The sequence below is a fragment of the Micromonospora noduli genome, assembly GCF_003264365.1.
Lineage (GTDB): Bacteria > Actinomycetota > Actinomycetes > Mycobacteriales > Micromonosporaceae > Micromonospora > Micromonospora noduli.
In genome coordinates, this window is the sequence record NZ_PYAK01000059.1 from 25464 (window position 1) to 36468 (window position 11005).

General features: G+C 71.4%; 12 protein-coding genes. 5 read left to right on the forward strand and 7 right to left on the reverse strand.

Annotation, left to right across the window (positions count from 1 at the left end; translation table 11 throughout):
- Nucleotides 1-93 precede the first annotated feature (93 nt).
- From GUI43_RS28305 to GUI43_RS28325, 5 genes are all read right to left on the reverse strand, one after another.
- The gene (locus GUI43_RS28305) at nt 94-1218 is read right to left on the reverse strand and encodes a right-handed parallel beta-helix repeat-containing protein (RefSeq protein WP_170158794.1); all 1125 of its coding nucleotides are present in this window, start codon (nt 1216-1218) and stop codon (nt 94-96) included.
- Between the two features lie 163 nt (nt 1219-1381).
- Nucleotides 1382-1786: a DoxX family protein gene (locus tag GUI43_RS28310; protein ID WP_112587159.1), complete on the reverse strand. Its 405-nt coding sequence runs from the start codon at nt 1784-1786 to the stop codon at nt 1382-1384.
- A gap of 131 nt (nt 1787-1917) precedes the next feature.
- Nucleotides 1918-4248 carry an endopeptidase La gene (gene lon, locus GUI43_RS28315; RefSeq protein WP_112587161.1) on the reverse strand — a complete coding sequence of 777 codons (2331 nt, stop codon included), beginning with the start codon at nt 4246-4248 and terminating at the stop codon, nt 1918-1920.
- Between the two features lie 141 nt (nt 4249-4389).
- Complete coding sequence (locus GUI43_RS28320) at nt 4390-5259, reverse strand: manganese catalase (RefSeq protein WP_091397769.1); 870 nt, start codon at nt 5257-5259, stop codon at nt 4390-4392.
- Nucleotides 5260-5342: 83 nt separating this feature from the next.
- Nucleotides 5343-6074 (reverse strand): sensor histidine kinase, encoded by a 732-nt coding sequence (locus GUI43_RS28325; RefSeq protein WP_146763176.1) that lies wholly within the window; start codon nt 6072-6074, stop codon nt 5343-5345.
- 83 nt (nt 6075-6157) lie between these two features.
- Between GUI43_RS28325 and GUI43_RS28330 the strand changes: the two genes are divergently transcribed.
- Both GUI43_RS28330 and GUI43_RS28335 read left to right on the forward strand, forming a co-directional pair.
- Nucleotides 6158-6781: a response regulator gene (locus tag GUI43_RS28330; protein ID WP_249037871.1), complete on the forward strand. Its 624-nt coding sequence runs from the start codon at nt 6158-6160 to the stop codon at nt 6779-6781.
- A 144-nt stretch (nt 6782-6925) separates the two neighbouring features.
- Nucleotides 6926-7273, forward strand: a complete 348-nt coding sequence (locus tag GUI43_RS28335) for a histone-like nucleoid-structuring protein Lsr2 (RefSeq protein WP_091397759.1) — start codon at nt 6926-6928, stop codon at nt 7271-7273.
- 126 nt (nt 7274-7399) lie between these two features.
- Here the strand turns inward: GUI43_RS28335 and GUI43_RS34345 are convergent, their stop codons facing one another.
- Nucleotides 7400-8689: a hypothetical protein gene (locus tag GUI43_RS34345; RefSeq protein WP_112587169.1), complete on the reverse strand. Its 1290-nt coding sequence runs from the start codon at nt 8687-8689 to the stop codon at nt 7400-7402.
- Between the two features lie 294 nt (nt 8690-8983).
- Nucleotides 8984-9859, reverse strand: coding sequence for a PDDEXK family nuclease (locus tag GUI43_RS28345; protein WP_112700168.1), 876 nt, complete (start codon nt 9857-9859; stop codon nt 8984-8986).
- A gap of 164 nt (nt 9860-10023) precedes the next feature.
- Here GUI43_RS28345 and GUI43_RS28350 point away from each other — a divergent pair, with 164 nt between their 5' ends.
- The 3 genes from GUI43_RS28350 to GUI43_RS28360 all read left to right on the forward strand — a co-directional run.
- A complete protein-coding gene (locus GUI43_RS28350; RefSeq protein ID WP_146754562.1) occupies nt 10024-10215 on the forward strand; it encodes a hypothetical protein in 192 nt (63 codons plus the stop codon).
- The gene (locus GUI43_RS28355; RefSeq protein WP_112602062.1) at nt 10212-10592 is read left to right on the forward strand and encodes an Asp23/Gls24 family envelope stress response protein; all 381 of its coding nucleotides are present in this window, start codon (nt 10212-10214) and stop codon (nt 10590-10592) included. The genes GUI43_RS28350 and GUI43_RS28355 overlap by 4 nt, the downstream gene beginning before the upstream one ends.
- Before the next feature lies 1 nt (nt 10593).
- A partial coding sequence (locus tag GUI43_RS28360; protein WP_211326770.1) for a hypothetical protein occupies nt 10594-11005 on the forward strand: 412 nt, incomplete at its 3' end.

Consider the following 11005-nt stretch of genomic DNA (forward strand, 5'->3'; position numbering starts at 1 on the left):
CACGCCGTCGGCGACCGCCGGAGTACGACGGTCGCCGACGCGCCACTGCCCGGCGAGGCGGCGGGAAACGCGAGCACCCGCCGCCCCGCGGTGCTAGCCGATGTTTCCGTTGACCACGTTGTCGGCCCCGACCAGCGACGCGCCACCGGACCGGTGGTCGTACGCCCGCATCACGTTGTTGGTGACGATCCAGTTGTTGCTGGTGCCGATGGTCATGATCGGTCGGTCCTGGCGGCGGGGCGTCGCGTCGTCGTAGAACTGGTTGCCGATCACCTGGCACATGTCGGCGTCACGGCCGAGGATCCCGTTCGCGCCGTTGTCGTGGATGTCGAGCCCCATGATCCGGGTACGTCCGACTGAGGAGACCTCGATGCCGTTGGTGGCGTTGCGCCACAGCCGGCCGCCGATGAACTGGGTCCCCCAGACCTGCCGCAGGTCGGCGCCGCTGCCGGTGCCACTCGTGCCGTTCGACTCCAGGTAGACGTTCTGAAAGATGTTCCGATGGGCGGGTTCGCGCAGCTCCACGCCGTTGCCCCGGCATCCCCAGACATGCAGGTTGTCGAAGAAGCAGGCGCTGTCCAGCAGCCGTATCCCGGTCTGGCACTCACCGACCCAGACGTTGAGGAACTCGTTGTCGTACGCGACCTTGTTGACGAGGATGCCGACGCCGAGGCAGTCCTCGATGTTGATATCGGTGATCTTGTTGGCGTGGGCGCTGGTGTCCGCGTCCTTGCCGAGAAACTCGATGGCGTGGCTGCCCGAGTTGCCGAAGTGCAGGTGGTGGAAGGTCGACCGGGGGCCACGGATGGTCAACAGCACGTTGGAGGTCCGCATACCGTAGAAGTGCACGTTGGAGATTTGGTTGTACTTACCGCTCGAGACCAGACGACCGGTGTAGCCCGGGGCCGGCTGGATGATCGCCGCGCCGATGTTCTCGCCGGTCCAGGTCACACTCGACGGGAAGCGGACCTCCGCTCCGAGACCGAGTGCGCCCACCGGGTGGAAGATCTCGCCGCCACCGGCCGGCAGCAGGTTCAGCGCGGCGGTGACCTTGTCCGACTCGTCACTGCCGTCGAGCCGGCAGCCGACCCGCGGGTCCCGGAGGCTGAGCGGGGCCTCCCGCACGGTCGTGACGGGCGGCGATCCCGCCTGTTCCGCACCGGCAAGGGTGGCCACCGTCGTCGCCACCGCGGCGCCCGCGCCACCGGCGAAGAGCACCCGCCGTCCCAACCGTCGGCCCGTTGGATCTGACCGTTGTGGCACCGCCGGTGGTACCGCACCAGGTGCGCTCACGATCGGTTCCATACCTCTCCCCCGTTGAGTGCCACCTCGAGCGGCGGGCAGACTCTACTGTGCATTGTCGCGTGCTGGCCGACGCGGATCAGAGGGCGTACGGGCCGAAACGGCCCCAGGCCACCACGGCGGCGAGGACGAGCAGCACAGCGCAGGCGACAGCACCCTGGATCTCGGTGCGACGCCCGTCCCGGGTGGTCTGCTGCTCGCGGGCACGCAGGTGCACCAGGATGCCGCCGATCATGACGATGACCAGTCCGACGGCGGCGAGCGGGGTGAGCACTGTGGCGATGCCGGTGGCGGCAGGCAGCACGAGCCCGGCGGCGGCCAGCAACTCGACCGCGCCGAGCGACTTGACCTGCGACGGCGGCACCGGGTCCACCCACCGCATCACGTCGCGCAACTTCTCCTTGGGCTGGCTCAGCTTGGCCAGTCCGACGCCGGCGAAGACGGCGGCGAGCAGGATCTGAATGATCCAGAGCACCACGTTCACGGGGGTTCCTCCAGGGGGCCGCCTCGCGGCGGAGAGGTGGTTGACGGTGCAGACGAGACAGTAGACCGTTCCCCGCGTACCGAAAGGGCCCCCGCCGTCGGAAGACGGCGGGGGCCCGGATGGTCGGAGCGTCAGACCGCGAAGAGCGCCGGACCGTCCAGCGTCTTCACGTCGGCCGGGCGCAGCGCCAGGGCGAGCACGTCGGCCACGTCGGCCAGGGTGTGCACGGTCAGCGCCTCGCGCACCTCGGTCGGCAGGTCGTCCAGGTCGGGCTCGTTGCGCGCCGGGATGATCACCTCGGTGAGGCCGGCCCGGTGCGCGGCGAGCAGCTTCTGCTTCACCCCACCGATCGGCAGCACCCGACCGGAGAGCGTCACCTCACCGGTCATCCCGAACTCGGGGCGGACCGGGCGACCGGTGACCAGCGACGCCAGGGCCGTGACCATGGTGATGCCGGCGCTCGGACCGTCCTTGGGCACCGCGCCCGCCGGGAAGTGGACGTGGATCCGACGTCCGGCGAGAGCGTTCGGGTCGATGCCGAACCGCCGCCCGTTGGATCGCAGGTAGGAGAGCGCGATCTGCGCCGACTCCTTCATCACGTCACCGAGCTGGCCGGTCAGGGTCAGCCCCGGCTCGCCCTCCATGCTGGTCGCCTCGATGAAGAGCACGTCCCCACCGGCGCCCGTCACGGCCAGACCAGTGGCCACGCCCGGCACGGCGGTACGCTCGGCCGATTCCGGGGTGAACTTCGGCCGACCCAGGTAACCGGTGAGGTTGTCGGCGCCCACGCGTGCCGGCGTCGGGTCCGTCGCCAGCGTCACCGCCACCTTGCGCAGGATCTTGGCCAGGGCCCGCTCGAGCTGCCGGACGCCGGCCTCCCGGGTGTACTCCCCCGCGATCAGCGCGAGAGCCTCATCGGCGACGCTGACCTCGTCGACGGTCAGCCCGGCCCGCTCCCGCTGCCGGGGCAGCAGGTGGTCGCGGGCGATGGCGACCTTCTCGTCCTCGGTGTACCCGTCCAGGGTGACCAGCTCCATCCGGTCCAGCAGCGGGCCGGGGATGGACTCCACCACGTTGGCGGTGGCCAGGAAGAGCACGTCGGACAGGTCGAGGTCGACCTCCAGGTAGTGATCCCGGAAGGTGTGGTTCTGGGCCGGGTCGAGCACCTCCAGCAGGGCGGCGGCCGGGTCACCGGCGTAGCCGGCGGCCAGCTTGTCCACCTCGTCGAGGAGCACGACCGGGTTCATCGAACCGGCCTCGCGCAGCGCGCGGACGATCCGACCGGGCAACGCCCCCACGTAGGTGCGTCGGTGCCCGCGGATCTCCGCCTCGTCGCGGACACCGCCGAGCGAGACCCGGACGAAGTTGCGCCCGAGCGCCCGCGCCACGGACTCGCCGAGGCTGGTCTTACCCACCCCGGGAGGACCAGCGAGGGCGAGCACCGCGCCGGAGCCGCGACCGCCGACCACACCGAGGTTGCGCTCGGCACGCCGGTTGCGCACCGCCAGGTACTCCAGGATGCGGTCCTTCACGTCGGACAGGCCGGCGTGGTCGGCGTCGAGCACCGCCCGGGCCGCGGCCAGGTCGGTGTTGTCCTCGGTACGCGTGCCCCACGGCATCTCGAGCACGGTGTCCAGCCAGGTACGGATCCAGCCCGCCTCCGGGGAGGCGTCGCTGGCCCGCTCCAGCTTGCCGACCTCGCGCATGGCCGCCTCGCGTACCTTCTCCGGCAGCTCGGCGGACTCGACGCGGGACCGGTAGTCGGCGGAGCCGTCCGGCTCGTCCTCGCCCAGCTCCTTGCGGATCGCGGCGAGCTGCTGGCGCAGCAGGAACTCGCGCTGGGACTTCTCCAGCCCCTCGCGGACGTCACTGTTGATCTGCTCGGTGACCTCCTGCTCGGCCAGGTAGTCCTTCACCCAGCCGACCAGCAGCTCCAGCCGGGCGGTGACGTCCGGCGCGGCGAGCAGCTCGGTCTTCTGCTCCAGCGTCAGCCAGGGCGCGTAGCCGGCCGAGTCGGCCAGCTCGGAGAGGTCGGTCATCCGCTCCACCGCGTCGATGACCTGCCAGGCGCCCCGCTGCTGGAGCACGGAGGTCACCAGGGCGCGGTACTCGCGGGCGAGTTCCCGGGCCCGACCGGCGTAGGCGGGTTCGTCGAGCTCGGTCGCCTCGACCCAGAGGGCGGCACCGGGGCCGGGCACGCCGGAGCCGATCCGGGCCCGGGACAGGCCACGGATGACGGCGGCGGGCTCACCCTCGGGCAGCCGGCCGACCTTCTCGATGGTGGCGACCACGCCCACCGGGCCGTACTCGCCGTCGATGCGCGGCACGGCCAGCAGCTTGCGGTCGCCGGTCGCACGCGCCGCGTCGATCGCGGCCTGGGTGGTGGGGTCGAGGGTCACCGGGATGACCATGCCGGGCAGCAGCACGGCGTCGGTCAGGGGAAGTACCGGAAGAGTTGCCATCGAACACCTGCTATCGCGTTGAGTTGAGCGTGTCTCACTCAAGTAACAAAGCGTTCCCCTTGTTCCGGCCTGTGACCCAGACCACTCTTCCACCCGGTCCGTCGGGTCGCCCGGGACCGGCGGACGACCCGAAGAGATACCTCAGGTGAGCTTGCTCTTCACCGTGTTCTTCACCGAGCCGGCCACCCCCGGGTTGGTGCCGTAGAGACGGGGGTCACCCGGGGGCAGCACCGGTTCCGGCGCGTTCGCCCTCGGGTTGTCGTCGTACCGGAACTCGCCCTTGCCGTCCGGCGAGGGCCCGGACGCCCAGCGCCCCTGGGCGGCGTCGGTGCCCGAGGAGAAACCCAGGTAGGTGTAGCCGTACTCCTCAGTGAGCTCGCCCGAGTCCGGGAAGGCCTCCGGCACCGGCATCTCCTCCAGCCCGTCCTCCTTGAGCTGCTCGATCGCCGCCAGCCACATGTTCTGGTGCATCGTGTCGCGGGCCAGCAGGAAGCGCAGCATCTGCTTGACGCCCGGGTCGTCGGTCATGTGGAACAACCGGGCGACCTGGAGCCGACCCTGCGCCTCGGCGGTGACGTTGAGCTGGAAATCGGCCAACAGGTTGCCGCTGGCGGTGATGAACGCGCCGTTCCAGGGCACCCCGTTGGAGTCGGCGGGAAGGGCGCCGCCACCGCCGTGAATGAAGTGCGCCGGATTCTCACCGGCGTACGTCGCGGCGCCTCCCGGGTCCTCCGCGATCCCCTCAGTCAGCGACAGCGGCGCGTTGTCCAACAGCCGGGTGATCATCGTGACGATCATCTCGACGTGGCCCATCTCCTCCGTGCCGACGTCGAGCAGCAGGTCCTTGTACTTGCCGGGCAGTCGGCAGTTCCAACCCTGGAAGAGATACTGGTTGGCGACCGTCATCTCGCCCCACTTGCCGCCCAACACCTCCTGCAACCGGCGGGCGAACGCCGCATCCGGGCCGTCCGGCTTGGCTTCGAACTGCAGATCCTTGACGTGGCTGAACATCCAACCTCCTCGGTACCGGAAATAGGTAGCGAGGCCGTTCCCGCCGCGCTGACCCGAGCGGGCCAACCGGTGTCCCGCCCGGGTCAGCGCACCGGGCGAACCATCGGCAGCAGCACCTCCAGCGCCACTCCACGGGGCCGTAGCCGGTGCGCCCGCAACGCTCCCCCGTCCGTCGCGACGAGCTGTCGCGCGATCCACAGGCCCAGACCGGACATCCCGACGGCCGGCGCCGGACGCCGCAGCGCGACCAGCAGCGCATCGTCGACCCGGCCCTCGTCGGTGACCAGGATGCTCAGGCTGGAGCCGCGCAGAGTGGCGTAGAGCCCGACCTGGCCGTCCGGCGGCCCGTGAAGCAACGCGTTCTGCACCAGGTTGACCAGTACCTGTCGGGTTCGTCCGGCCGGCACCGGACAGGAGGCTGCCCGCCGGGTGGCCCGCGCCCGCCGACGGCCCGCCGGCACCAACGCGGCAGCCTCCCGCAGGATGCCCGCCAGCGCGACGGCCGGCTCCGGCTGCGGAGTCGGCGTCAGCACGCCGGTGCCGGCGGTCGCGTCGCGCAGCAGACTCTGCAGGTGGGCGGCCTGGTCGCGGGCCAGCTCACTGAGTGCCCGCCGGTCGTCCCCGGTCAGCTCCCGACGCTCATCGGCCAGCGCGCGGGTCAGTGAGGTCAGTGTGCTGATCGGTGTCCGGAACTCGTGGCACAGCACCCGCAGCAGCAACTCCGAATCGGCCGCCGTCGGTCGTCTCTCGCCGGGTGTCGGCTCAATGGGGCGCAACCCTCGCAGCAGGTCCCGCAAACCATGCCGTACGCGCATCCACCCGACTCCTCTCGTTCGGTGCGAACCCGCATGATCGGTACCCGCTGGGGAACGGCGCAGACATGCCGGGAGCCTCCACCTTGCGACTCGTCGTCGTGGACGATCACCCCCTTTTCGTCCGCGGCCTGGAGTTACTGCTCCCGATCACCACCAACGGCCGCGCCGAGGTGGTCGCCTCGACCGGCGACGCCGCCGCGGCGGCGGCCCTGGTCAGCAGCTACTGCCCCGACCTGGCCCTGGTCGACCTGCACATGCCGCCGCCCGGCGGCATCCGGGCGGTGGCCGCGATCCGGCGGACCACCCCACGGGTACGGGTGGTCGCGATGTCCGGTTCCGCCGAGCCCGGGCCAGCGGTGGAGGCGCTGCGGGCCGGCGCCGAAGGGTTCCTGCCCAAGACCAGCGAACCGGAGGAGCTGCTGCCCCCGCTGCTGGCCATCCTCGACGGCTGGGCAGTGCTGCCGGCCGAACTGCTGCGCGCCATGCTGCGGCCCACGCGCTCCGCGCCCGTCGACCTGGACGGCGAGGAACGGCGGCTGCTGCGGGCGATCGCCGCCGGCCGCAGCACCGTCGACATCGCCGAAGAACTGCACGTCTCCGAACGGACGGTGAAACGGATGACCGCCGCGTTGCTGCGCAAGTTGCGGGTCTCGAACCGGGCCGAGGCGGCTGCCGTCGCCGGCCACAGCGGCATCCTCGGGGAATGAAGCCTCGGCACCGAACCGATTCACGGTTTTGCTCTGCAACGGAATCGCGACGCGCCGAATGAATGGAAGGCATATTGTTGCGGATTACCGGGGTGATAGGTCAGACTTTGGACACATCCCGCCGCACACAGGGAGTAATCGGCAATGGCGAGAAAAGTAATCACGGTCCTGACCGACGACCTCGACGGTGGGAAGGCCGACCGGACGGTTGAGTTCAGTCTCGACGGCGTGGCCTACACGATCGATGTCTCCGACGAGAATGCCGGCGTCCTGCGCAAGGCGCTCGATCCGTACATCAATGCGGGTCGGCGGATCGGGCGCGGCCCGGTGGAGAGCACCCGTTCAGTCCGGCGACCGGGGCGACCGGCCGGCGCGGGAATGGATCGGGAGCAGAACCGGGCCATCCGGGAATGGGCCGTCAAGAACGGCTACAAGATTTCCGAGCGGGGCCGGATCCCGGTTGAGGTCGTTGAGGCGTACAAGAGCCGCTGACGCGACTCGACGGGGCCCCGCCGGAAACGGCGGGGCCCCGTCGTTTGTCCGGGCACCGGAAACGAAGCGGCGGCCGGCCACCCCGGGTTGTCGCCCCGGGTGGCCGGCCGCCGTTGGTACGTCAGCTCAGTTGACGTCGATGCGCACCGAGTCGAAGGCGGGGGTCTGGTTGGCCCGCTCCATCATCGGCAGGCGGTGCGAGCCGTCACCGGCCCAGACGGAGCACTGGGCGGTACCGGACTCCGGCAGGCCCGGAATCTGGATCGTCACCTCGTCGGGCTGGGCACCACCGCGGCCGTCCTCGGTCGCGACGAAGAACGCGGGCACCTCCTGCGGCTCCGGCGGAGCGGTCAGGCTGTCCAGCATCCGGCAGGCGGTGTGGAAGTGACCGCGGACCAGGCCCTGGTCGTTGAGGAGCGAGCTCTCCACGTAGTAGCCACCCTGACCGGCGGCCAGGAAGCGGTCCCGGACCAGGTTGCGGGTGCTGACCCGCAGGGTGAAGGGCTGGTTCTGGCCGACCTGCTCGGGGAACTGGGTGATCAGCAGCGACGGGTTGTTGGCCGCCGCGCCGACCTCACCGAACTCGGTGCTCACGCAGCGGTTGCCGTTCTGGAAACCGTCGTGCGGCTGGAGGCGGCTCTCGTCGCAGTCGTTGGCGAGCACGCCGAGCCCGGCGCCGGGCGCGGTGCCACCGCCGTTGTTGCCGCCACCGTTGTTGCCGCCACCGTTGTTGCCACCGCCGTTGTTGCCGCCACCCGGGGTGGTGGTGGGGGTGGTGCCGCCGCCGTTGTTGCCGCCCGTGCCGCCGGTGGGCTGCACCTGGCACTCGGCGAGCTGCGCGAGGCCCTGCGGCCGGGGACCGACCCGGTCGATGGCGGTCGTGATCCGGTCCAGCACGGCGCGGCGCTTGCCGGCCAACGGCTGGAGGATCGCGCTGCGGATGAACGCCTCACCCTTGTTGCCCTCGGCGGCGAGCCGGCGGTCCGCCTCGGCGATCTGGGTCTGCAACTGGGCGAGGTTGCGGTCCACCTCGGCTCGCGCCCGGTTCGGCACCTGCGGCAGTTTGGCCGCCACATCCGGACAGGCGATGGCCGTACCGGTGCCCACCGTGCCGTCCTTGCCGTCCTCGCACTCGGGGACCGACTGCTGTCCGTCACCCCAGTGATTACGTACCCACCGACCGTTCTGCCAGGTCCGGCTGGTCGAGCCGCCGCCGGTCGGCGCGGTAGCGCCCGGGCTCGGCTCCACGCACTGCCCGGCAGCCGGACGTGGCTTATTTGTCCGCCGGTCCTGGGCCGACGAAATCTGAGTCACGGCGACAACTCCGCCGAAGACCGCGAGCGTGCCGACAACTGCCAGCAGACGCTTGCTCCGCGCGTTGCCGGAAGGCCGGCGCGCCCGAGTGGACCTGCGCATCGAATTGCTCTCCTTCTCGATCCGGTAGTGGATTTCTGCCCTCGGCGGACCGACGGATGTGAGGTGGCACGCCGCGGTGGGACCCACCGTGACCTACCCGGTAATGCGTCGATGGCCGACGATGCCCTTTCCGCACCGTCTCCCGCGCCCGGTGGACGCGGATGGGGAGATCCTGTTCATTCGCGCAGGAGTACGGGGCGGCGGCCGGGAAGGTTCAACAGACGCACAGGAAATTGCCGCGGCCGGACACGGAGCCGGTGCGGAGCTGGGATCAGCAGGTGAAACGGGCGCTGGTCAGTCTGCGCAGAGGTGGTCGAAGCCGAACCCGCCGACCAGTTCATGGCGGCGCTGGCTCAGTGCGGCGATCTGCGCGGTCCACTCGGCGCGCGGGAGCAGGTCGGCGACGGTGTTCTCCCGCAGTCGTTCCCCCACGGCGACGGCGGCGAGATCCTCGGCCAGCCGGGCCGCGTCGATACCGCAGGAGAATCGGTGTTCGGTCACCGAGACCTGCTCGATGAGGCACGCGTCGGGGCGTACCTGCACCCAGCTCCACCCCTGTGCCGGCCCGTCCACCCAGCGGACGTGCAGCCCTCGCACGATCGGGTCGGCCACCTGCCCGGCCACGTACGCCTCGACCGCCGCAGCGCGGGTCAGCGCGCCGAGGTCGTTGACCGGCCCGGTACGCCCGTCCGGCAGCCGGCCCAGGATGTCCCGGAAGCCAACCGGCGCCGGTTCGGTCCCGGCGGCGGTGGCCCCGCCCGCGGCGTAGGCGCGCGCGTCGATCACGTACTCGACCAGGCGGCGGCCATGCTCGGTGGCGCTCAACGTGGGCGAACCGATCCGCAGAACGGGCAGGCCGGCGGCCGCGCTCACCGCGTCCGTGAGTCGCTCCACGCGTTGCTCCGCAGAGCCGGGAGACGGCACCGGGCCGATCTGCACGGCGACGACCGGACGGCCGGTGTCGGCGGCGTGGACAACGAAGTCGAAGCTGGCCCGGCTCGCCGAGGTCCACTGGCTGCCAGTGACACCGGGTGGGCGGCCCTGGACCAGGTCAGTGAGCCGGCGTGCCGCCAGGACCCAATGGCCGGCGCGGCCGAGCAGCGCGTCACGCCCCGCCTCGGCGGGCATCGCCCGCAGCCACCCGCGGTCGTCGCTCCCGATGCTCGTCATCTGCCTGATCCATCCGCCGGTCGGTCGAGCCGGGCCGAGTCTAGGTGGTCGATCATGGACCACCGACTTCTCATGTGACGCGGATCACAGCAGCGCCGACGTTCCAGGAATGGTCGTCGGGTGTATCCAGCGACCGCCGGTACCGGACCGGCCCGGAGGTGACCATGTCGCGACAGCAGTTCGGCTTCCTCGCCGGGTTCCTCGCCGTGGCGGTCTGGGCGCTCGCCGGCGTCGGCGTGGCCGCCCTCGCCGTGCTCGCCGGTCTGCTCGGCTGGCTGGTCGTCCGGGTGCTCGACGGCGACCTCGCGGTGACCGGTCTCGGCGACCGCCGTGCCGACGCTCGGCGGCGCCGATGACCACCCGCCCGTCCGCGGGGACGAACCCCGGCACCGGACTGGCCGCCGGGACGACCGGTCCGGAGCGCCGCCCGGGCGACACCTCGGACGTCGCGCGGATCGCGGTGCAGGCGGCCAGCCTCGTGCCGGGCGTGTCCGTCGTCCGCCCGGCGGCTGTCCGCCTGGATGACCGGTCCGTCGGACTCGACCTGCACCTGATCACCTGGTACGGGCACAGCGTGCCGACGATCGCCGAGACGGTCCGGGCGGTGGTCACCGACCGGGTGGCCGCCCAGACCGGGCTCAGCGTGGCGGTGGTGACCGTCACCGTCGACGACCTGCTCGTCCCCGGCGTCGACTCCTCCGGCGTCGGCACCGCCACACCGGAGGACGGCTGAGATGCGCACCGCCAACCGGGTCGCCTCGTTGTTGCTGGCCACCGCGCTGCTTCTCGGTGGCGCCGCGGTGGCCGTCCAGGCGTTGCTGCTCACAGTGCGCCGACCGACACCGCTCGACACCAGCGGCTGGCTCGACGCGCTGAGCGGCACCCGGTGGCGCGACCCGACCGTCCGGGCCGTGGCCGGCGGGGCTCTCCTGCTGGGCCTGGCCATCCTCGTCGCCCAGCTGAGCCGCTGGACACCGGTCCGCCTGCGCGCCGACGAGGGAGACGGCTGGTACCTGCACCGGCGCTGTGTGGAACGGCGGCTCGCTGACGCCGCCAGCGCGGTGCCGGGCGTCCGGCGCGCCCGGGTCCGGGTCCGACGGCGCGGCGGCCAGTGGCGCCCCCGGGTCCGCGCGACCGGCGACCCGG

What these genes read in the sequence shown, in the direction of transcription:
- lon (WP_112587161.1), bottom strand. Translation starts at nt 4,248, where the DNA reads ATGGCAACTCTTCCGGTACTTCCCCTGACCGACGCCGTGCTGCTGCCC.
- GUI43_RS28320 (WP_091397769.1), bottom strand. Translation starts at nt 5,259, where the DNA reads ATGTTCAGCCACGTCAAGGATCTGCAGTTCGAAGCCAAGCCGGACGGC.
- GUI43_RS28325 (WP_146763176.1), bottom strand. Translation starts at nt 6,074, where the DNA reads ATGCGCGTACGGCATGGTTTGCGGGACCTGCTGCGAGGGTTGCGCCCC.
- GUI43_RS28335 (WP_091397759.1), top strand. Translation starts at nt 6,926, where the DNA reads ATGGCGAGAAAAGTAATCACGGTCCTGACCGACGACCTCGACGGTGGG.
- GUI43_RS34345 (WP_112587169.1), bottom strand. Translation starts at nt 8,689, where the DNA reads ATGCGCAGGTCCACTCGGGCGCGCCGGCCTTCCGGCAACGCGCGGAGC.
- GUI43_RS28345 (WP_112700168.1), bottom strand. Translation starts at nt 9,859, where the DNA reads ATGACGAGCATCGGGAGCGACGACCGCGGGTGGCTGCGGGCGATGCCC.
- GUI43_RS28350 (WP_146754562.1), top strand. Translation starts at nt 10,024, where the DNA reads ATGTCGCGACAGCAGTTCGGCTTCCTCGCCGGGTTCCTCGCCGTGGCG.
- GUI43_RS28355 (WP_112602062.1), top strand. Translation starts at nt 10,212, where the DNA reads ATGACCACCCGCCCGTCCGCGGGGACGAACCCCGGCACCGGACTGGCC.